Below are 19,368 nucleotides of genomic sequence, written 5' to 3'. Positions count from 1 at the left end.
ACGGGCTCGCGCCCCTGACGTATCGCGACAGGATAGGCCTATTGGACCTTGCCAAGGCCGCATTGGGCGAGCCCGACTGGGTGTTGCGAGCGTTGGATGTGCAAGCCTGAACGTTCCTAGAAATTTGTTCCAAAGACCATACGTTTTTTGACGCACCCATCACCGGGGCTTGACGCCCTGCGCCCTGCATCCGACAACTCAATTATCAATAAGGAGAGATCGGATGACGCGGCGCAAATTGGCAGCAGGCAATTGGAAGATGAACGGAACCAGCGCAAGCTTGAAGGAGCTTAAATCGCTGGCAGAGGCGCATCCAAACCCCAATTGTGACATTTTGATTTGTCCTCCCGCCACCCTGATCGACCGTGCCGCCAAAACCGCCCCCGAACAGATCGCCATTGGCGGGCAGGACTGCCACCCGAACGCAACGGGCGCACATACCGGCGACATCTCGGCGCAAATGCTGGCTGATGCGGGGGCCAGCCATGTCATTCTGGGGCACTCTGAGCGGCGCGAAGATTACGAGGAAAGCGACGCTGATGTGCGCGAAAAGGTTGTTGCGGCCCTGGGCGCGGGGCTGAAAGTGATCGTGTGCGTGGGCGAAAGCCTTGCCGAACGCGACGCCCGCAACACGCTGGATATCATCGGTGGGCAGATGGCGGGCTCGATTCCCGATGTGGTGACGGGCGAAAACCTTGTCGTGGCTTATGAACCGATCTGGGCGATTGGCACCGGGAAGGTGCCGACGCTGGATCAGATCGGCGAGGTGCATGATTTTATCCGTTTGCGTCTTGTACGTCGGTTCGGCGAAGGGGTCGGCCTGTCGACGCGAATCCTTTACGGTGGCTCGGTGAAGCCGTCGAATGCGGCCGATATCTTTGACGTATCCAACGTGGATGGCGCATTGGTGGGCGGGGCCAGCCTGTCGGCAGCCGATTTCTCGCCCATCGTCACGGCCTTAGACAACGCCTGACCGCCAAGCCGAACGGAGCCTGCAATGAATCACGATCAACTGGCCGAGTGGCAGAAGCGCGCCGCTGACTGGGCGCGCGATTATCACGCAGGACTGCGCGACCGCCCGGTGCGCCCCGATATCACACCGGGCGATTTTCTGGCCAAGATCGACGCGCCCGTGCCCGAGCAACCCGAACAGATCGAGGCGATCTTCGACGACTTCACGCGGCTGGTGCCCGACGCCATGACCCACTGGCAGCACCCGCGTTTCTTTGCGTATTTCCCAGCCAATGCCGCGCCCGCCTCGATGCTGGCCGAGCAATTGGCCAATGCGATGTCCGCGCAAGCGATGCTTTGGCAAACAGCTCCGGCGGCAAACGAGATGGAAGAACTTGTCATCCGTTGGCTGCGCGACGCGATGGGGCTGCCGGATGATCTGACCGGCACGATTCACGACACGGCCACCACCGCGACCTTCTGCGCTGTCACCACGATGCGAGAGCTTGCTTTGGGACATGAAGGTATCACCAAGGGCTTGTCTGGCGCACCCACTCTGCGGATTTATGCCAGCGCACAGACGCATTCCAGCATCGACAAGGCGGTGCGTCTGTCAGGCATCGGGCAAGATAATCTTGTGAAAGTGCCGACCATCCCCGACCATCCGACATGGTCGATGGATGCCGACGCGCTGGACGCACTGATCCGGGCAGATATTGCAGCGGGCATGAAACCGGCAGGCGTGGTCCTGTGCGTCGGTGGCACCTCGATCGGGGCGTGCGATGACATTGCGGCCTGCATTGATGTGGCGCACCAACACGGTCTGACTGTCCATGTCGACGCCGCTTGGGCGGGGTCTGCCATGATCTGCGACGAATTCCGAACGCTTTGGGCCGGGATCGAGGCCGCCGACAGCATCGTGTTCAACCCCCACAAATGGCTGGGCGCTCAGTTTGACTGTGCCGTTCAATTCCTGCGTGACCCCGCGCCCCAGATCGGCGCCATGGGGTTGCGCCCGGATTACCTCAAGACCCAAGGCGCGGATGACGTGGTGAATTACAACGAATGGACCCTGCCCCTTGGCCGCCGGTTCCGGGCGTTAAAACTGTGGTTCCTGCTGCGATCCGAGGGGCTGACGGGTCTGCGCGCCCGCATCCGCAACCATGTCGCCTGGGCGAACGAGGCTGCGGACGCCATCGCCGCCCTGCCCGGTTTTCAGATCACAACGCCGCCCATACTTGCGCTTTTCACCTTCCGCTTTCAGGACGATGCGCGCACCGCCACGCTGTTGGACCGGGTCAACCGCGACGGGCGGATCTATCTGACCCAGACCGACCACGCGGGGCAGTTTATCATCCGCGTCTCGGTTGGGCAGTTTTCATGCACCCGCGAAGACGTGATGATGATCCCCCAAGTTCTTCAAGAGCTGGCACAAGACACGTAACTGCAGGAAATCTTTACATTTCCGTGTTTTCATGTATTATGGTTGTGGGTCGTGTCTTATGTGGCGGACATTAAATTTACCGCATATCGGCATGCCGGCGCCCACTTTGGTTCTTATCTATTTGATAGACGAAAGGGGAATCCAATGGAGTTCGGGAAGGACTTTACATATCACGAATACGTCGCCGACGGCGTCGTTCACGGTCTGGGGGTAATCGCGGCAGTTATCGGATCGGTTACGTTGATCTATTGGTCGATGGGGGTTGAACCGATGGGCCGACTGCCGCCCATGCTGGCCTATGGGGCGGGCTTGATTGCCAGTTTCACGCTGTCTGCAGCCTATAACATGACGCTGCACAGATCGGCACGCCAAGTGCTGCGCCGATTTGACCACGCGGCCATTTATCTGATGATCGCGGGCACCTATACGCCCATCGCGCTGATCGGGATCGGGGGCACCAATGGCTTGGCGCTGGCTGCGGCGGCCTGGACGCTGGCAATCATCGGCGTGGCGCTGAAGCTGTTTTTCTTCGGGCGGTTTGACCGGCTGGGATTCATGCTGACGCTTATGCAAGGTTGGATGGCCGTTCTGATGATCGGCCCACTGATCGCGACGTTCAGCCCTGCGATCCTGGTATTGCTGGTGGGTGGCGGGCTTCTGTTTACGCTGGGCACTATCTTCCATCTGCGCGATCATCTGCCTTTCAACCGCGCGATCTGGCATGTGCATGTGTTGCTGGGCGCTGCTGCGCATTATGCCGCTGTGGTGATGGTTGTAGGCACTTAACGGCCATTTTAGCCGGCCTTGATGCCGCAAACAGAACAGACCTGTCGTATCCCGACGCTCTATGCTGATGGGCAGGAGGACGGAAATGAACAGGTTGGACTGGCTTGTTTCGATTGTTGTGCGCACCATCGGCGCCGAACGCGGCCGTGCCGCACGCGGCCGACCCTGAGGGCAATTTTGCCTTCACCCAAGCGCCACAACAACCTCAGGATTAAAACAATGACACATATGCCTGCCCGCCGTTCCGGTGGCCGCGCTGCCCGCACGGCCCTGCGCGCCGCCCCCCTTGCCCGTGAACTCCGCCCCGTTCGGGCGGGAATGCAGGGCGGCACGTTTCAGCCCCTCACTCCCGACGGCATCGCGCGTATCCACCATGCCGCACTGGACGCGCTGGAACAGATCGGGTTGGCCGACGCCCCGCCGTCGGGCGTCGAGCATATGACCCGCGCGGGCGCCATTCTGGGTGACGACGGGCGCCTGCGCTTCCCGCGTGCGTTGGTCGAGGATATGTTAGCGATGGCCGCCAAATCCATCACCCTGCACGGGCGTAACCCAATGCACGATCTGACCCTGTCGGGCAATCGCGTGCATTACGGCACGGCAGGCGCGGCGGTGCATGTGGTTGATGTTGAAGGACGCAATTACCGCGAAAGCACCGTGCAGGACTTGTTTGACGCGGCGCGAATTGTTGATCAGCTCGACAACATTCATTTCCTGCAACGCCCTATGGTGTGCCGCGATATTGCTGACAATCGCGAATTGGATCTGAACACGATCTATGCCTGCTGTTCTGGCACCACCAAGCATGTTGGCACTTCGTTCACCGAGCCCGGCTTCGTTGATGATTGCATGGGCCTGATTCACCTGATCGCCGGGGGGGAAGACGCATGGCGCGCACGGCCCTTCATCTCGAACTCGAACTGTTTTGTTGTGCCGCCGATGAAGTTCGCCACCGAAAGCTGTCAGGTGATGGAGAAGGTGATCGACGCCGGTATGCCTGTGCTTTTGCTGTCTGCCGGTCAAGCCGGTGCCACGGCCCCTGCCCCGATTGCCGGTGCGATTGTACAGGCGGTCGCGGAATGTCTGGCGGGCGTCGTTTATGTCAACGCGATCAAACCGGGCCATCCGGCGGTTTTCGGCACATGGCCTTTCGTATCCGACCTGCGCACAGGCGCCATGTCAGGCGGGTCCGGCGAGCAGGCACTTTTGACCGCGGGTTGCGCGCAGATGCACGCCTTCTATGGCCTGCCCGGAGGGGCGGCGGCAGGCATTGCCGACGCCAAACTGCCCGACATGCAGGCGGGGTGGGAGCAGATGTGCTCGAACGTACTGGCGGGTCTGTCGGGGCTGAACATGGTGTATGAGGCCGCAGGGATGCACGCGTCGCTTCTGGGATTCTGCCTTGAAAGCCTGATCCTTGGCGACGACCTGATCGGCCAAGCCCTGCGCTGCGTGCGCGGGATCGACGTGTCCGAAGACAGCGTGAACCTGGACGTCATGCGCGCGGTTTGTCTGGACGGTCCGGGGCATTACCTTGGGTCAGATCAGACACTTTCGCTGATGCAAACAGAATATATCTATCCCGCGCTCGGCGACCGGACATCGCCCAAGGCATGGGAAGAGATCGGCAAACCGGATCTTTTGAAGAACGCCATCGCGCGCAAAGAGCAAATTCTGTCGGGGTCATCCAGCGCCCTGTTTGATCCCCAAATTGATGCGCAGATTCGGGCCGCGTTCAACATCCACCTGCCACAATAAATACCGCCGTGCGCGTCACCCGCGCGCGGTTTCCGCCTTTTCTTCCAGCATCAGCCATTCGTCTTCGGCGGCCGCCAGTGCCTGCTGCCGTTTGGCCAGACCTTCGGACGCCTTTTTGAACTTCACTGGTTCCTTGGTGAATAGATCAGGGTCCATCAGGAATTCTTCCAGCTTGGCGATTTCGGCCGACAAACGATCCATTTCAGTGGGCAGAGCGTCAAGGCGGTGCTGTTCGGTGAACGACAGGCCCGGCGCATCGTCCTTCATGCTCTGCTTGACCTTCTCGGGCTTAGCCTTTGTCTTAGATGGTTTTTTCGCCGTATCGTCGTTTCGATCATCCCGCTGCGCCTGATAGTCCGACCAACCGCCGGGATAAATCGTGGCCCGCCCGTCGCCCTCCATCGCGATGGTGCGTTCGGCGACGCGGTCAAGGAAGTCGCGGTCGTGGCTGACCACCAGAACGGTCCCGTCATAGGCGGTGATCAGCTCTTGCAGCAAGTCCAGCGTTTCCACATCCAGATCGTTGGTCGGCTCGTCCATCACCAGAAGGTTGGATTGCCTTGCCATGATCTTCGCCAGTATCAGCCGCGCCTTTTCCCCACCTGACAACGACCGCACGGGCGCGCGGGCCTGTGCATCGGAAAACAGAAACTCTTTCAGATAGCCGACGACATGTTTCGGCGTCCCGCGTACCATGACCTGATCGGCCTTGCCGGACACGCGCATCTCGGGGTCGCCCGTCAGGTTTTCCCACAAGCTGTCATCTTCCACCAACCCCGTCCGGTTCTGGTCAAACACCGCGATTTCCAAGCCGGTGCCGTGTTGGACGCTGCCGGCGTCAGGTGTTTCCTGCCCGATCAGCATGTTCAGCAGTGTGGTCTTGCCCGCACCGTTCGGTCCAACGAAGGCGATGGTTTCGCCCCGCATCACGCGCAGGTCAAAATCGCCAAGGATCATCCGGTCGCCGTAGGATTTCGAAATTCCGCGCGCCTCGATCACCTTGCGGCCAGATTTCGGACCGGCCTCTAGCGCCATCTCGGCGGCACCTTGGCGGTTGATCTGGGCTGCGCGTTCGGCCCTCAGATCGCCCAGCGCGCGCAGGCGGCCCTGGTTGCGTTTGCGCCGGGCGCTGATGCCTTCGACTGCCCAGCGACCTTCCGCCTTGATCTTGCGGTTCAGCTTGTGGCGGCTTTGGTCCTCTTCTTCCCAGACCTTATCCCGCCATGCCTCGAAATGCTCAAACCCCTTTTCCTGCCGCCGCACCTGCCCGCGATCGACCCACAGCGTGGCCCGCGTCAGGGCGCGCAGAAAGGCGCGGTCGTGGCTGATCAGAATGAAGCCTGCGCGGGTTTGCGATAATTCATCCTCAAGCCATTCGATGGCCTGAATGTCCAAGTGGTTGGTTGGCTCGTCCAGCAGCATCAAGTCGGGAGCTTCAGCCAGCAGTTTCGCCAGTGCGGCGCGCCGACGCTCTCCGCCCGATGCGGTGCCGACCGGTGCATCAAGCCGCAGTTTCAACCCCTCGGCCACACGTTCGACCAGGTATTCCTCGCCTTGCTCAAGCCCCGAGACGGCAAAATCGCCGAGCGTGGCAAACCGGGACAAATCGGGGTGTTGCTCCATATAACCAACCGCGACACCGGGCGACAGAACGCGTGTGCCGTTGTCGGGTTCGACCAACCCTGCCATGACCTTCATCAGCGTCGATTTGCCGGATCCATTGCGCCCCACAAGGGCCACCCGGTCGCCCGGCTGCACAACAAGGTCAAGCCCATCAAACACAGGATCGCCACCAAAGGTCAGCGAGATATCGGATAGTTGAAGAAGGGGTATACGTGCCATGGCGCCGAGTTAGGCAATCCGCCTGACAAGGTCAACCACGGCTTACCCCACCACCGCCCGCAAAAGCCGCGCGCGGGCGGGAGGAACGGCCTTCACCTCGACCGCAGTGAAGACGTGCAAAGTATTAAGGTCGTCATCCACCACGGCGTGATCGGACACCCAGCCCCCCATCGCCAGATAAGACCGCAACAAGGACGGCATGGCGGTCAAAGCGCGCTTGGCATCGGGCGTTGACCGGCCCCGCTGGGCAAAGCGAAACACCTTGGGCGCCTTGACCCGTGGTCGCCAGCGGCGCGGCGCAAGATGACGATCGCGCAGCATCGCGAAACTGTCATGATAGGGTGCGACATCGGTCCCCGGGAAGGATGCGCAGCCGAAGATCATCCCGACCCCGGCCTGATCGACATGACGTGTCATCGCGCCCCACGCCAGACGCAGGATATCGGCGTGGTCGGGCACATCTGGCGCGATGCAAAAGCGCCCCATCTCGATCATCGGTTCATCATATTGGGCAAGCGCAGACAGATCATAGAACCGGGCGGCATAGCTGTCACCGATACAGACGCCGCTTGACAACAGCATCAGCCGAAAGCACCCGACCAACACGCCGGTGTCGCGGTTTTCGATCAAGACGTGGCGGCAAATAAAATCAATCGCGTCTTGATCCGGTCCCGTCCCTGCGCGGAAACACCGCCCCCGGAGGGCCTGGACAGCGCGCACATCGGATGGCCCCGCGTCGACGCGCGCAATCAGGCGACCTTTGGCGACAGGCTGCATCATATCGAAACTATGTGCGCCAACTGCCCCCGCCGGCAAGGTCGCGCAGCCACCAGCGCCCCGTTCGGCAGAAAAAACACGACACCTATCCAGCCCCGCACCTTTGCGCCTTGCCCCGTTGCAGGGGATCAATCGCTGCTGATCTGATCAGCCACGTCGATCCGTCCGAACGAGCCAAACAACTGACGCAAGAACCCGACGCCCTGAATGTTGGTGTCGGTCACGCGACGCTCCAGCACAACGAAACGGCCATCTTCCAGCCCGAAACGCTCGATATTCTGGACGACGTTCTTGTCGTTGAAGGAAATGGCCAGCACCTCGCGGTCGACTTCCTTGGGCGAGTTATAGAGATAGTGCTTGAAGCGCGAGCGGACGTAATAATAACCGCTGCCCGACAACAGACCCGATGTGCCCGGCTTGCCGATGGATGACGACACGGTTTCGCGTGTGTCTTTACCGACCTCGACCAAGTCCACATCCTCTTTCGGGGGCATGTAGCCGTGGTTGCGATACGTCGCGGAACAGCCCGCGACCAGCGCCACCATCAGCACCGCCCCGATCAGCTTGCCCGTTTTTCTGCCTGCTTGGCGCAGATAAGACATACCGCCCCCCTTGCGTTCGCCACTCTGTCTTGGGTATCGGCTTATCCTAGGAACGCACATGGTTCAAGAAACGATGATGGGCTAAAGTTATCAGACCAGCGGAGACAGATCATGACTGACATATCCAATTCACGCGGCCACCTGCCGTTCACCCATCCCCTCCGTCCCGCCAAGCTGCCCACAGGGCGACCCACGGCGTTTGACCTGACGCCGGACCAGTCAACCTGCGACGCCATTGCGGCCGATCTGGGCCTTTTGGGGCTGCGCAAGCTGCGCTTGTCGGGCGAACTGCGGCCGCTGGGCCAGCACGATTGGGAAATGACGGCCGTGCTGGGGGCAACGGTTGTCCAGACCTGCGTCGTCACGCTGGATCCTGTCACCACCCGCATCGACGAAACGGTTGAACGCCGCTGGCTGGCGCATATGCCCGACCCCGAGCCCGCCGAAGAGGTAGAGATGCCCGAGGACGACAACGCCGAGCAGTTGACCGAAACGATCGATCTGGGCCAAGTGATGGTTGAATCGCTGGCACTTGCCCTGCCCTTGTATCCGCGGGTCGAGGGTGCAAAGGTCGACACTGCCAATTTCGCGGAACCGGGCATAACGCCGATGACGGACGAGGATGTAAAGCCCTTCGCAGGCCTTTCTGACCTGCGCGACAAGCTGGCGAAGGGGGACAAGAAAAGCTAAATTGCATGGTGGCTTGCAAAAATCGGCAAGAATGCCGGAAATCCGCGCATTTCACCCCTTGCATGAAATCAAAATCTCAGTATTTTCGCGCCTTCTTCCACAAGATGGGTTGGACAGCGCACCGCAAACCGCGTATGAGGCGCCGAGACTCAGGAATGTCTTGAGAACACCGGGCGATATCGCCCCAGAAATACACCGGGCTTTAAGCCCCCGAATTCCAAAGGTTGAGACGATGGCTGTCCAACAGAACAAAGTATCGAAGTCGCGCCGCAACAACCGCCGTGCGCATGACGCCCTGGTTGCCGTGAACCCGAACGAATGTTCGAACTGCGGCGAGCTGAAGCGCCCTCACCATGTCTGCCCGTCATGTGGTCATTATGACGACCGCGAAGTGGTCGCCATGACCGACGACGCGGATTTTGACGACGAAGACGCGGCGTAAGCCTCTTGCCCGGCGCGGGGGGTCGTGTCAGAAAATCCCCGAGCATGGGATGAAGAATGACAATGGACGCCTCCAAACGCACAATCGTATCGGTCGACGCCATGGGCGGGGATCTTGGACCGGCAGCCGTTGTTGCCGGTCTTGCGCTGTCCGCTGATAAGAACCCCGAGATCGGGTTCATTCTGCACGGCAACAAAGCTGAACTTGACCCACTGGTGGCCCGCACGAAGGGTTTGTCTGAGGTGTGCGAAGTTCGTCACGCGGACGAGGTCGTCACAATGGACGACAAGCCCAGCCAGGTGATGCGCAACGGTCAGAATACCTCGATGTGGTCGGCGATCGAGGCCGTGCGCGACGGCGACGCCGATGTGGCGGTCAGCTGCGGCAATACCGGTGCGCTGATGCTGCTGTCGATGGTCCGCCTGCGCAAACTGCCTGGCATAAACCGTCCGGCAATTGCTTGCCTCTGGCCGTCGCACAACCCGTCCGGGTTCAACGTGATGCTGGATGTGGGTGCCGATGTGCGCGCCGATGAAAACGACCTGCTGCAATATGCCATGATGGGCGCGTCCTATGCGCGCAACGGGCTGGGCATCAATCGCCCCCGCGTCGGGTTGCTGAATGTCGGAACCGAAGAACACAAGGGTCGGAGCGAGCTGAAAGCGGCGCACGAGCTAATTTCCCACGCCGCGGACGGGGCGCAAATAGACTTTGTCGGGTTCATCGAAGGGGTCGATCTGCCGTCAGATCGTGTCGATGTGATCGTGACGGACGGGTTTACCGGAAATGTCGCGCTGAAGACCGGCGAAGGCACGGCCAACTTGATTTCGGGGCTGCTGCGCGAGGTATTCTCGGCCAGCCTGATATCCAAACTTGCAGCCCTTCTTGCCATGACGCCGTTAAAGCAGATGCGCGCGCGCGTCGATCCCAGTCGCAACAATGGCGGCGTTTTTTTGGGGCTGAATGGAACTGTCGTCAAAAGCCACGGATCGGCGGACGCGACAGGCATTTCCGCTGCGGTCAAGCTTGCCTTTCAATTGGGCAAAAGCGGTTTTAGCCAGAAGCTCGCCGCGCGGGTTGCATCCGGTGACGCATCACGCCAAGATGTCGCAACGGAAAGCCGGCAAGGTGAGCAGCAAGAATGATAAGACGCGCCGTGATCAAGGGCGTTGGGCACTATCTGCCTGAACGCGTGGTCCCGAACTCCTACTTCGAAGACATTGTCGATACCTCCGACGAATGGATTCGCACGCGATCGGGGATCGAGCGTCGCCATTTTGCTGCGGACGGCGAAACGACCTCACAGATGGCCACAAGCGCCGCGCGTGCAGCATTGGAGAACGCCGGGCTGGCGGTGGACGATATCGACGCGATCATCGTCGCAACTTCGACCCCCGACCTGACCTTCCCATCTGTTGCGACGATGGTGCAAAGCGAACTGGGCATGACGCAGGGCTTCGGCTTTGACGTGCAAGCGGTCTGCGCGGGCTTTGTATTTGCACTGGCCAACGCCAACGCGCTGATCCTGTCAGAACAGGTCGACCGGGTGCTGGTTATCGGGTCCGAGACGTTCTCGCGCATTCTGGACATGAGCGACCGAGCCACCTGCGTATTGTTCGGCGATGGTGCCGGTGCGGTGATTCTGGAAGCACAAATCGGCAGTGGAACTGTCGCGGATCGCGGTATCCTTTCGGCTGATCTGAACTCGGACGGGCGGATGCGCGACATGCTGTATGTCGATGGCGGCGTTTCGACGACACAGACCGCGGGCCGTTTGCGGATGCAGGGCAATCCCCTGTTTCGTCAGGCTGTGGGCAAGCTGACCGAAACCGCCGAAAAAGCGTTGCAAAAGGTTGGACTCGGCGACGACGACGTGGACTGGATCGTACCCCATCAGGCCAATATCCGCATCATTCAGGGCACCGCCAAGAAGATGGGTGTGCCGATGGATCGGGTCGTCTTGACCTTGCAGGATCATGGCAACACCTCGGCCGCGTCGATCCCGCTGGCACTGTCGGTGGGCTGCGCCGACGGCAAGATCAAACGGGGCGATCTGATCGTGACCGAGGCAATCGGCGGCGGCCTTGCCTGGGGCGCGGTCGTTTTGCGGTGGTAAACCGCTTGGCCACCTGCAAAGCATCGCCACAGGCCGGCAGAACAAGCCATTGATATTGACTCGGAAATTCAAACCACCCATGCTTCCCACAAACAAACAGGGGGACAACATGAGTGAAAAGACCTTGACCCGCATGGACCTGAGCGAAGCGGTGTTTCGCGAAGTCGGGCTGTCGCGTAACGAAAGCGCGCAGCTGGTCGAAACCGTTTTGGATCATATCTCGGACGCTCTGGTGGACGGGCAAAACGTTAAGATCTCGTCTTTCGGCACGTTTTCAGTGCGCGACAAGGCCGCCCGCGTCGGGCGAAACCCGAAAACGGGCGAAGAAGCGCCCATCCCGCCGCGTCGGGTGCTGACCTTTCGCCCGTCCCACCTTATGAAAGACCGCGTCGACGACGGGAACAAACAATAAGTTTTTGACGTGATCACCACATCGGGCGCGAATTTGCCCACTTTGATAACAAGTAGCAGCACAGACGGGTCTGGACATGGAAAAGAAGTCTCCTGACGCCTTCCGCACCATAAGCGAGGTGGCCGACTGGCTCGGCGTTCCGACTCATGTTCTGCGGTTCTGGGAAAGCCGTTTCAGTCAGGTCAAACCGGTGAAACGCGCAGGCGGGCGCCGGTATTACCGCCCCAATGATATGGAACTTCTTGGCGGCATCCGAAAGCTCTTGCACGAAGATGGGATGACCATTCGCGGGGTGCAGAAGCTTCTGCGTGAAGAAGGCATAAAGCACGTCGCCGCCATGTCACCGCCGCTGGACAGCACTGCGATGCGCGATGTGACGCCGTCAAACGTGGTGCCTTTGGCCAGCAAGCCCGGGCCGAAGGACAGCACAGACGCATCCCCCAGTAAAACGCAGGATACGGCGCCAGATGGCGCACCAGCGGACGAACCCACGCAGAAAATGCAACCGGACGAACCGTCACAAGACGACGCCTTAGGCCAAACCTCCCCCGTCGTCGCCCACCCGGACCCACCGCAGTCAGAGCCGACCATTGCGCCGACACCAGACGCGGACCCGGAACGGGCTGAGCCCACGCCGCACTTTACCCGCGCCGACACCAACGCGCCTGACGCCTCGTATACTCCACCGCACGACGGGTCAAACGACACACCCCCCGCCGATGCGACAGACCCCGCACCCAGCTTCGGCTCAAACCGGGTAGCCAACTCTGGACAATCGACGGAACCAGCAGACGGGCTGGAGAACAGCGAATCGACCGCGCCCGCCGAAGCCGATCTGTTCGGCGAGCCTGCGGCGAAGACATCTATCCCGCCCGCTTCGCCCGATATCTCTCACGTTCCGGCCGACCCTGGTGACGACGAACCAGCGCCTCGCCCCGCCTTCGCAACTGCGCTGCGGCAAGCACGCAAGGCCGGGACCGGCGCCCATATCCCGACCCTGCAGGCGCTGGCTGATCGCTTGGAAACGCTCGGACAACAGATGGCCGAACGACCTGGACAGACGCGTTAGGCCGTATCGGGATAGCTGGATTATACAACTTGGCTCAATGATACATTTTCCTGCTGTTTCCGGCTTGCCCTGCCTGCGAAAATCACTATGTAAGGCCGCAGTCGGGCTATGGCGCAGTCTGGTAGCGCGTCCGTCTGGGGGACGGAAGGTCGCAGGTTCGAGTCCTGCTAGCCCGACCAAATTCAAAACCGCCCGCCCGTTGATCGGGCGGGTGTTTTTGTATCCGCCCTGCGGCATAGCACGCGGGGCGCTTGAAAGGGGATCGACATGAACACCGGCGTATTGGCAGACCGCCAGATCCGACAGTTGATTACCGAAAGCGGCATCACCGCGTCGTCACCCATTTTGAACGAACAAATACAACCCGCATCTCTTGATCTGCGGTTGGGCGGCACGGCGTATCGCGTGCGCGCCTCATTTCTGCCCGGCAAAAGCTCGACCGTGACCGAACGGCTTGAGGCGCTGACCATGCACGAAGTGTCCCTGACCGGCGGCGCCGTGCTGGAAAAAGGCTGCGTCTATGTCGTGCCGTTGATGGAACAATTGCACCTGCCCGCGGGCATGACTGCCGCGGCAAGCGCCAAAAGCTCGATCGGGCGGGTCGACTTGATGACCCGCGTCATTACCGACCACGGCGTGGAATTCGACCGCGTGCCCGAAGGCTATGACGGCCCGCTTTATGCCGAACTGTGCCCGCAAAGCTTTTCGGTCGTGGTGCAGCCGGGGCAGTTGTTGAACCAGATCATCTTTCGGCAGGGCCGCACAATCCTGACCGATGACGAACTGCGCGCGGTGCACGCTCGCACCCCCATCGTATCAGGTGATCCGGTGATTTCCGACGGGCTTGGCTTTTCGGTCGATCTGAAACCGACCTCGGGTGATCTGGTCGGTTATCGCGCCAAGCGCCATTCAGGTGTGGTCGATCTGTCAAAGCTTGCCCACTACGACCCCGCGGAATACTGGGAAGAAGTGCACACCACTGACGGACGCATTATCCTTGATCCCGGTGCGTTCTATATCTTGGCCAGTCGCGAGGCGATTGTCATCCCCCCCGATTGCGCCGCCGAAATGGCCCCGTATCTGGCGATGGTCGGTGAATTTCGCGTGCATTATGCAGGCTTCTTCGACCCCGGCTTCGGTTATGACGCGGCAGGAGGCTCCGGCTCGCGCGGTGTCTTGGAAGTCCGCTGCCACGAGGCACCGTTTGTGCTGGAACATGGGCAGGTCGTGGGGCGTTTGGTCTATGAACGGATGAGCGAAGTGCCACAAGCTTTGTATGGGTCTGATATCAAGTCAAATTATCAGGGGCAGGGATTGAAGCTGTCGAAGCACTTTCGGTGAGGGTAAGGGCAACTATGCGGACAAGCGCTAACAGCATCACTCTGACGGTCAGCCAAATCTGTAGTGAACTTTGTAGAATCCCTTATTTTCTCGTAAGACGCATTGGGTAACAGTTTCACTTTGGGTGATCAGATTGGAAGATATTCTCAAATCCATTACGGCGTCGATTTTTCAACAGGATGATTGGGGCGAAACGGCGCAGTATATTCCCGAACTTGCCAGCGTAGATCCGAAACAATTTGCAATCAGCGTCTGCTTGCCTGACGGAAAATTAATCAACGCCGGCGCTGCATCCAAGCCGTTCTCCGTTCAGAGCATCACGAAAGTGTTTTCACTTATCGCAGCACTTGGACGAACTGGGGACCAGCTTTGGAGCAGGGTTGGACGAGAACCTTCCGGCACCTCTTTTGATTCAGTTGTTTTGCTCGAGAAAGAAAAAGGCCGCCCCCGAAACCCCTTTGTAAACGCGGGCGCGATTGTGACCACGGACGCCCTTTTGTCAGGGCGAGAACCCAAGATGGCGCTTACGGAAATTCTTGAGCTTATCAAATATATGTCACAGTCCGATGATATTTACATAAATGAAGATGTTGCGACATCTGAACAGGAAACTGGCGCACGAAACAAAGCACTCGCCTATTATCTAAAGTCACATGGAAATCTTGAGAACGAACCAGAGCTGACGCTGGGCACTTACTTTCATCAATGCGCTATCGAGATGACAACCGATCAGCTGGCAATGGCCGGTGCATCTTTGGCAGGCTTAAAAGGTGCCCCCGCGGTCCTGTCTTTGCAGCGCGCCAGAAGGGTAAATGCCCTGATGATGACCTGTGGACACTACGATGGATCTGGCGACTTTGCATTTCGGGTCGGATTACCGGGAAAAAGCGGGGTGGGCGGCGGTCTCTTGGTGATCGCGCCGAATGTAGCGTCGGTTGCAATATGGTCGCCCGGACTCAACCGCTATGGAAACTCACACGCCGGCACACGCGCAGCAACGATGCTATCAAATGCCACCAAATGGTCGGTGTTTTAAATAAGCATTCCTGGGTCAAACCAGACATTCAACGCATGCGCACGACTGTCGCGTTGGTCGTTGACCAACCAATCACATTCTCAGAACAACCGCCGCGTCAGTCGCCCGGCCTTACGAGCGCGCTTGGCCATATTCCTACCCTGATCGGCCTGTGTTTGTGAACGACTGCGCTCGTCCTCGGTCATGTCGCCGTCGGACCTACCGCGACGCGATGCAAGGTCGATCCCCGTGTTCACGCCCTTGTTGATCACGCGGCGCATCACTTGTCGGATGATCATGTTGATGATCTGGTTGCCGTTCATCTTCTCGCTTCCCTGCTCTATTCGCCAGTATCATACCAGATAATTCTGGCAGTTTCATGTCGGTTCTGACCACTCGGCGGGTGCGCGCGTTAGTCCTCGAACAATTCCGACTGGCCTTCGGGGCTTTCATCCTCATCGTCCGTTTCCGGTCCGGGCATCGCACCGGGCGGTGGGCGACTCTCCAGAAGGCCGGCCGAGCGCAATTCTTTCAGCCCCGGCAGGTCGCGCGCACTTTCCAGACCGAAATGATCCATGAAAATCTGCGTGACCACGAATGTCACCGGGCGACCGGGCGTCATGCGGCGGCGACCAAAGCGGATCCATTCCATTTCAATCAACTGATCAATCGTGCCACGGCTGACAGACACGCCGCGAATCTCTTCGATCTCGGCGCGGGTGACGGGTTGGTGATAGGCTATGATTGCAAGCGTTTCGATGGCCGCGCGCGACAGCTTACGCGTCTCGACCGTTTCCTTCTGCATCAGGTAGCCAAGGTCCGGCGCGGTGCGGATTGCCCACGCATCGCCCACCTTGACGACGGACACGCCCCGCCCCTCGTATCGTTTGCGAAGATAAACCAACGCCTCGGCGGCGTCCGAGCCGTGGGGCATCCGCGCCTCAAGCTCTTTCACCGTGATTGGTTCGGCGGATGCAAACAGGATGGCCTCGACCATGCGTTCCTGTTCGCCCATGGGTGGGGCGTCAAACAGGCTGTCATTGCTGGTGATGGCGGCGTCCGTCACATCGTCCTGCGTTGCGTCATCCGTCATGTGTTTTCCTGCGGATTTGAATGGGGGCAAACATCTCGCCCTGTCGAAGTTCAAGGGCGCCGCGCTTGGCCAACTCCAAGGTCGCGGCAAAATTCGCGGCGGTGGCGGACCGGCGGCGGACCGGATCGGTTTCCCAACCTTCGGGCAGATACGAGGTCAGGTCGGTCCAGTCCCCCGCATAACCGATCAGCCCGCGCATCCGATCCAGCGCCTGTTCCATCGTCATGACCGCGTCCCGGTCCATCACGAAGGGGCGGAATTCATCCTTGGTACGGATGCGCGCATACCCCTGCATCAGGTCCAGAAGGGTTGCGGTATAGGTCACGCGGCGCACGCGGGTCACGTCCTCGGGGATACCACGAGCGAAGAAGTCGCGGCCCAGCTGGTCACGCGCCATCAGTTTGGCGGCCACATCCCGCATAGCCTGCAAGCGTTCCAACTGGAACGCCAGATGCGCGGCCAATTCTTCGCCCGAGGGGCCATCCTCAGACGGATCAGGCGGCAGCAGAAGACGGGATTTCAAGAACGCCAGCCATGCGGCCATCACCAGATAATCGGCCGCCAGTTCGATGCGCAGATGGCGCGCCTTTTCGACAAAGCCCAGATATTGTTCGGCCAGTTCCAGGACCGAGACTTTCCGCAGATCCACCTTCTGCGTGCGGCTGAGCGTCAGAAGCAGGTCAAGCGGGCCCTCGAACCCCTCGACATCCACGATCAGCGCCTCGGCCGCCAAGCGTTCCGAGACCGACATCGCGTCGCTTTCAAATTCGTCAGTCTCGCTCATCCGTCGCCTGTTCAGACCCCTGACCCGTCATCAGGCTTTGAAATTCGGCGTCAAGCGCCGGAATGTCAATGGGATCAGGCCGTCGGCGCCAAGTCAGCGCGGCATTTGCGCGGTCCAGCGCAGGGCCGGTCAAGGGGCCGGTGGCCTCGGCAATCTCGTCCATTTCGGCCAGTGCGCCATTGCAATGCAAGATCATGTCACAGCCTGCCTGCACGGACCGGCGGGCGCGCAGCGACAACGGTCCCGACAGCGCCTGCATCGACAGATCATCGGTCATCAAGAGGCCGTCGAACCCGATACGCTCGCGGATCACCTGGATCAGCGCGGTGCTTTGAGTGGCAGGATTATCGGCGTCGATATCATCATAAACGACATGGGCGGTCATGCCGATGGGCAGCCCAGACAAAGGTTCAAACGCCATGAAATCAGTGCGTGCCAGTTCCTTGGCTTTGGTGGCCACGCGCGGCAATTCCTGATGGCTGTCCAATGTCGCCCGTCCCTGCCCTGGCATGTGTTTAACCACAGGAAGCACGCCGCCATCCAGCAACGCCTGTGCCACATTTCCGGCGCGTTCAGCCACCCGCACCACGTCTTCACCATAGCAGCGATTACGCAGGATCGGGTGGGTGTCGGCATTGGCGATATCGGCCAACGGGGCGCAGTTGCCGTCGATCCCAAGAGCCAAAAGTTCGTCCGCGATCAAGCGATAGCGCAGGTAAAGCGTGCGCAGCGCGTCGCGCTTGTTCAGCATGACCTGTTCCAGCACCGGCAACCATTCGCGCCAATGCGGCCCCGTCATCCGCGCCACGCGTCCGCCCTCCTGATCAATAAAGATCGGAACATCCCGGCTAACCGCCCCGCGTAATTCAGCAGTCAGCGCGCGGATCTGATCGGGGTTTTCGACGTTGCGGGCAAACAGGATGAAGCCCCATGGCTGGGTGCGTTCAAAGAAATCACGCTCGGCCGGGGTCAGGCGCGGCCCCTCGCATCCGAAGATATACGCGCCCTGCCCCGTCATTTATCGGTTCACGACCGGAATACAGGCCGCTTTCGACGCCATCAGAACCGAACAGAACCGGCGCGCATCCGCCAGATCGTCAAACCCCAGCGCGCGCAGGCGATAGAAGGTCTTGCCGCCGGATTGGGCTTTCTGGACGACGCGGGATTTGCCTTCGAAATAATCCTCGAACCGGGTGGCAAGCTTGGTCCATTCGGCGCGCGCCACGTCGGCGCTGTCAAACGCGCCAAGCTGCACCAGCCTTGTGCCAGCGGCGATCTTGTCGGGCGCAACATCGGTCACACTTGCCGCCACGCTGGTCGGCGGCGATACAACAGACACCCGCGTGTCAAGGTTCGCCGGGCGCCCCGACGGACGCGGTGACGTGCGCACACCGGGCACCGAAGCGGGAATAATCTTGGCTTGCACCACATCTTCCGCAGTCGCGCTTACGTCTTGGGGCTTGGCTTCGGCCGCGTCAGCCGTATCGCCCTGCACATCCGCCGCGATTTGCTGCGCAATCGCCAAGGCAGCGGCAACCGGGTCAACCTGATCAGGCTTTGCACGCTCGGGCTCGGGCACCACCGCAGACGCCGCATGCAGCGGCAAGGCCACAGCAGACGAGATCGCTTCATCAGCGGCAACCTCAGTCAGCATGTCTTCTTCTTCCAGCTCTTCCGGCGCAGGCGCCAGAACCAGACGATCAGCAGGCGCTGCTGCCTGTCCTTCCGACTGCACGCTGTTGACGGCAAACCCTTGATGGGCTGCCGACTGGCCGCCAGGATTTTCGGGCTGAATGCGCATCGGGCCTTCGATAGCGCGCACCACCGGAATACCGGTTACGTCGCGCACCGCCAGCTTGTATCCCCAGACGCCCAGTCCAACGATCAGCGCCAGCGACAAAGCAGCCCCGGCATAGTTCAGGGCCGTGCCAACACCACCAGCCCCGCCCTGGCCTGATGCGGGTTGCGCATCATCGCCTGTCAGATCGGCCATCGGCGCGATATGCGACGTGGGTTGCAAACCACCATGCATACCAGCCTGAGAGGCCGTTCCCATCACCGGGGGTTCCACCCTGTGCTTGGGCGCATACCCTTGATCATATTGATTGTTATACGTCGCCTGCGGGGTTGCGTGACCCCAGTTTGCTTCTGCCATTCTGCCTCACCTCCGGACAGGGACGCGCCGGCCATTGATGGCTCTTCCTGCGTCACGTTCCGGTTACTGCGTCAACCTCTTGCCTGCCAAA

General features: G+C 60.2%; 20 protein-coding genes and 1 tRNA gene. 13 read left to right on the top strand and 8 right to left on the bottom strand.

Features of this window, described 5'->3' with window-relative positions; genetic code table 11:
• Nucleotides 1-223: 223 nt before the first annotated feature.
• The 4 genes from tpiA to MN186_RS02530 all read left to right on the top strand — a co-directional run bounded on the left by tpiA (nucleotide 224) and on the right by MN186_RS02530 (nucleotide 4,939).
• A complete protein-coding gene (gene tpiA, locus MN186_RS02545; RefSeq protein WP_242111306.1) occupies nucleotides 224-973 on the top strand; it encodes a triose-phosphate isomerase in 750 nt (249 codons plus the stop codon).
• A gap of 24 nt (nucleotides 974-997) precedes the next feature.
• The gene (locus tag MN186_RS02540) at nucleotides 998-2,395 is read left to right on the top strand and encodes a pyridoxal phosphate-dependent decarboxylase family protein (protein WP_242111305.1); all 1,398 of its coding nucleotides are present in this window, start codon (nucleotides 998-1,000) and stop codon (nucleotides 2,393-2,395) included.
• Between the two features lie 144 nt (nucleotides 2,396-2,539).
• A complete protein-coding gene (gene trhA / locus MN186_RS02535) occupies nucleotides 2,540-3,181 on the top strand; it encodes a PAQR family membrane homeostasis protein TrhA (protein WP_242111304.1) in 642 nt (213 codons plus the stop codon).
• Nucleotides 3,182-3,400: 219 nt separating this feature from the next.
• Nucleotides 3,401-4,939: a trimethylamine methyltransferase family protein gene (locus tag MN186_RS02530; protein WP_242111301.1), complete on the top strand. Its 1,539-nt coding sequence runs from the start codon at nucleotides 3,401-3,403 to the stop codon at nucleotides 4,937-4,939.
• Between the two features lie 15 nt (nucleotides 4,940-4,954).
• Here MN186_RS02530 and MN186_RS02525 read toward each other — a convergent pair whose 3' ends face one another.
• The 3 genes from MN186_RS02525 to MN186_RS02515 form a co-directional block, all read right to left on the bottom strand.
• On the bottom strand, nucleotides 4,955-6,781 hold the full coding sequence (locus tag MN186_RS02525; protein WP_242111299.1) for an ABC-F family ATP-binding cassette domain-containing protein: 1,827 nt from the start codon (nucleotides 6,779-6,781) through the stop codon (nucleotides 4,955-4,957).
• A 42-nt stretch (nucleotides 6,782-6,823) separates the two neighbouring features.
• The gene (locus MN186_RS02520) at nucleotides 6,824-7,558 is read right to left on the bottom strand and encodes a GNAT family N-acetyltransferase (protein WP_242112670.1); all 735 of its coding nucleotides are present in this window, start codon (nucleotides 7,556-7,558) and stop codon (nucleotides 6,824-6,826) included.
• Between the two features lie 128 nt (nucleotides 7,559-7,686).
• A complete protein-coding gene (locus MN186_RS02515; RefSeq protein ID WP_242111298.1) occupies nucleotides 7,687-8,160 on the bottom strand; it encodes an outer membrane protein assembly factor BamE in 474 nt (157 codons plus the stop codon).
• 111 nt (nucleotides 8,161-8,271) lie between these two features.
• Here MN186_RS02515 and MN186_RS02510 point away from each other — a divergent pair, with 111 nt between their 5' ends.
• The 9 genes from MN186_RS02510 (at nucleotide 8,272) to MN186_RS02470 (ending at nucleotide 15,266) form a co-directional block, all read left to right on the top strand.
• Nucleotides 8,272-8,850, top strand: coding sequence for a YceD family protein (locus MN186_RS02510; RefSeq protein WP_242111297.1), 579 nt, complete (start codon nucleotides 8,272-8,274; stop codon nucleotides 8,848-8,850).
• Between the two features lie 232 nt (nucleotides 8,851-9,082).
• Nucleotides 9,083-9,292, top strand: a complete 210-nt coding sequence (rpmF, locus tag MN186_RS02505; protein WP_242112668.1) for a 50S ribosomal protein L32 — start codon at nucleotides 9,083-9,085, stop codon at nucleotides 9,290-9,292.
• Between the two features lie 56 nt (nucleotides 9,293-9,348).
• Nucleotides 9,349-10,437: a phosphate acyltransferase PlsX gene (gene plsX / locus MN186_RS02500; RefSeq protein WP_242111296.1), complete on the top strand. Its 1,089-nt coding sequence runs from the start codon at nucleotides 9,349-9,351 to the stop codon at nucleotides 10,435-10,437.
• Nucleotides 10,434-11,408 (top strand): beta-ketoacyl-ACP synthase III, encoded by a 975-nt coding sequence (locus tag MN186_RS02495; RefSeq protein WP_242111295.1) that lies wholly within the window; start codon nucleotides 10,434-10,436, stop codon nucleotides 11,406-11,408. The genes plsX and MN186_RS02495 overlap by 4 nt, the downstream gene beginning before the upstream one ends.
• A 109-nt stretch (nucleotides 11,409-11,517) precedes the next feature.
• Nucleotides 11,518-11,820, top strand: a complete 303-nt coding sequence (gene ihfA / locus MN186_RS02490; RefSeq protein ID WP_242111294.1) for an integration host factor subunit alpha — start codon at nucleotides 11,518-11,520, stop codon at nucleotides 11,818-11,820.
• A gap of 76 nt (nucleotides 11,821-11,896) precedes the next feature.
• Nucleotides 11,897-12,889, top strand: a complete 993-nt coding sequence (locus MN186_RS02485; RefSeq protein ID WP_242111293.1) for a MerR family transcriptional regulator — start codon at nucleotides 11,897-11,899, stop codon at nucleotides 12,887-12,889.
• Nucleotides 12,890-12,991: 102 nt separating this feature from the next.
• A tRNA-Pro gene (locus MN186_RS02480) sits at nucleotides 12,992-13,068 on the top strand.
• Between the two features lie 88 nt (nucleotides 13,069-13,156).
• On the top strand, nucleotides 13,157-14,230 hold the full coding sequence (locus MN186_RS02475) for a 2'-deoxycytidine 5'-triphosphate deaminase (RefSeq protein ID WP_242111291.1): 1,074 nt from the start codon (nucleotides 13,157-13,159) through the stop codon (nucleotides 14,228-14,230).
• Between the two features lie 124 nt (nucleotides 14,231-14,354).
• Nucleotides 14,355-15,266 carry a glutaminase gene (locus tag MN186_RS02470; RefSeq protein ID WP_420838885.1) on the top strand — a complete coding sequence of 304 codons (912 nt, stop codon included), beginning with the start codon at nucleotides 14,355-14,357 and terminating at the stop codon, nucleotides 15,264-15,266.
• 80 nt (nucleotides 15,267-15,346) lie between these two features.
• Here the strand turns inward: MN186_RS02470 and MN186_RS02465 are convergent, their stop codons facing one another.
• The 5 genes from MN186_RS02465 to MN186_RS02445 all read right to left on the bottom strand — a co-directional run bounded on the left by MN186_RS02465 (nucleotide 15,347) and on the right by MN186_RS02445 (nucleotide 19,277).
• Nucleotides 15,347-15,568, bottom strand: a complete 222-nt coding sequence (locus MN186_RS02465) for a hypothetical protein (RefSeq protein ID WP_242111289.1) — start codon at nucleotides 15,566-15,568, stop codon at nucleotides 15,347-15,349.
• A gap of 89 nt (nucleotides 15,569-15,657) precedes the next feature.
• Nucleotides 15,658-16,338: an SMC-Scp complex subunit ScpB gene (gene scpB, locus MN186_RS02460; protein ID WP_242111288.1), complete on the bottom strand. Its 681-nt coding sequence runs from the start codon at nucleotides 16,336-16,338 to the stop codon at nucleotides 15,658-15,660.
• Nucleotides 16,328-17,122, bottom strand: a complete 795-nt coding sequence (locus MN186_RS02455; protein ID WP_242111287.1) for a segregation and condensation protein A — start codon at nucleotides 17,120-17,122, stop codon at nucleotides 16,328-16,330. The genes scpB and MN186_RS02455 overlap by 11 nt, the downstream gene beginning before the upstream one ends.
• Nucleotides 17,109-18,140 (bottom strand): glycoside hydrolase family 3 N-terminal domain-containing protein, encoded by a 1,032-nt coding sequence (locus MN186_RS02450; RefSeq protein ID WP_242111286.1) that lies wholly within the window; start codon nucleotides 18,138-18,140, stop codon nucleotides 17,109-17,111. The genes MN186_RS02455 and MN186_RS02450 overlap by 14 nt, the downstream gene beginning before the upstream one ends.
• Nucleotides 18,141-19,277, bottom strand: coding sequence for an SPOR domain-containing protein (locus MN186_RS02445; protein WP_242111285.1), 1,137 nt, complete (start codon nucleotides 19,275-19,277; stop codon nucleotides 18,141-18,143).
• Nucleotides 19,278-19,368: the final 91 nt, after the last annotated feature.

The organism is Aliiroseovarius sediminis (assembly GCF_022678485.1).
GTDB classification, from domain to species: Bacteria; Pseudomonadota; Alphaproteobacteria; order Rhodobacterales; family Rhodobacteraceae; genus Aliiroseovarius; species Aliiroseovarius sediminis.
The sequence above is the reverse complement of the archived record's forward strand: the minus strand, read 5'-3'. Positions and strand labels throughout refer to the sequence as shown.

What these genes read in the sequence shown, in the direction of transcription:
- tpiA (WP_242111306.1), top strand. Translation starts at nt 224, where the DNA reads ATGACGCGGCGCAAATTGGCAGCAGGCAATTGGAAGATGAACGGAACC.
- MN186_RS02540 (WP_242111305.1), top strand. Translation starts at nt 998, where the DNA reads ATGAATCACGATCAACTGGCCGAGTGGCAGAAGCGCGCCGCTGACTGG.
- trhA (WP_242111304.1), top strand. Translation starts at nt 2,540, where the DNA reads ATGGAGTTCGGGAAGGACTTTACATATCACGAATACGTCGCCGACGGC.
- MN186_RS02530 (WP_242111301.1), top strand. Translation starts at nt 3,401, where the DNA reads ATGACACATATGCCTGCCCGCCGTTCCGGTGGCCGCGCTGCCCGCACG.
- MN186_RS02525 (WP_242111299.1), bottom strand. Translation starts at nt 6,781, where the DNA reads ATGGCACGTATACCCCTTCTTCAACTATCCGATATCTCGCTGACCTTT.
- MN186_RS02520 (WP_242112670.1), bottom strand. Translation starts at nt 7,558, where the DNA reads ATGCAGCCTGTCGCCAAAGGTCGCCTGATTGCGCGCGTCGACGCGGGG.
- MN186_RS02515 (WP_242111298.1), bottom strand. Translation starts at nt 8,160, where the DNA reads ATGTCTTATCTGCGCCAAGCAGGCAGAAAAACGGGCAAGCTGATCGGG.
- MN186_RS02510 (WP_242111297.1), top strand. Translation starts at nt 8,272, where the DNA reads ATGACTGACATATCCAATTCACGCGGCCACCTGCCGTTCACCCATCCC.
- rpmF (WP_242112668.1), top strand. Translation starts at nt 9,083, where the DNA reads ATGGCTGTCCAACAGAACAAAGTATCGAAGTCGCGCCGCAACAACCGC.
- plsX (WP_242111296.1), top strand. Translation starts at nt 9,349, where the DNA reads ATGACAATGGACGCCTCCAAACGCACAATCGTATCGGTCGACGCCATG.
- MN186_RS02495 (WP_242111295.1), top strand. Translation starts at nt 10,434, where the DNA reads ATGATAAGACGCGCCGTGATCAAGGGCGTTGGGCACTATCTGCCTGAA.
- ihfA (WP_242111294.1), top strand. Translation starts at nt 11,518, where the DNA reads ATGAGTGAAAAGACCTTGACCCGCATGGACCTGAGCGAAGCGGTGTTT.
- MN186_RS02485 (WP_242111293.1), top strand. Translation starts at nt 11,897, where the DNA reads ATGGAAAAGAAGTCTCCTGACGCCTTCCGCACCATAAGCGAGGTGGCC.
- MN186_RS02475 (WP_242111291.1), top strand. Translation starts at nt 13,157, where the DNA reads ATGAACACCGGCGTATTGGCAGACCGCCAGATCCGACAGTTGATTACC.
- MN186_RS02465 (WP_242111289.1), bottom strand. Translation starts at nt 15,568, where the DNA reads ATGAACGGCAACCAGATCATCAACATGATCATCCGACAAGTGATGCGC.
- scpB (WP_242111288.1), bottom strand. Translation starts at nt 16,338, where the DNA reads ATGACGGATGACGCAACGCAGGACGATGTGACGGACGCCGCCATCACC.
- MN186_RS02455 (WP_242111287.1), bottom strand. Translation starts at nt 17,122, where the DNA reads ATGAGCGAGACTGACGAATTTGAAAGCGACGCGATGTCGGTCTCGGAA.
- MN186_RS02450 (WP_242111286.1), bottom strand. Translation starts at nt 18,140, where the DNA reads ATGACGGGGCAGGGCGCGTATATCTTCGGATGCGAGGGGCCGCGCCTG.
- MN186_RS02445 (WP_242111285.1), bottom strand. Translation starts at nt 19,277, where the DNA reads ATGGCAGAAGCAAACTGGGGTCACGCAACCCCGCAGGCGACGTATAAC.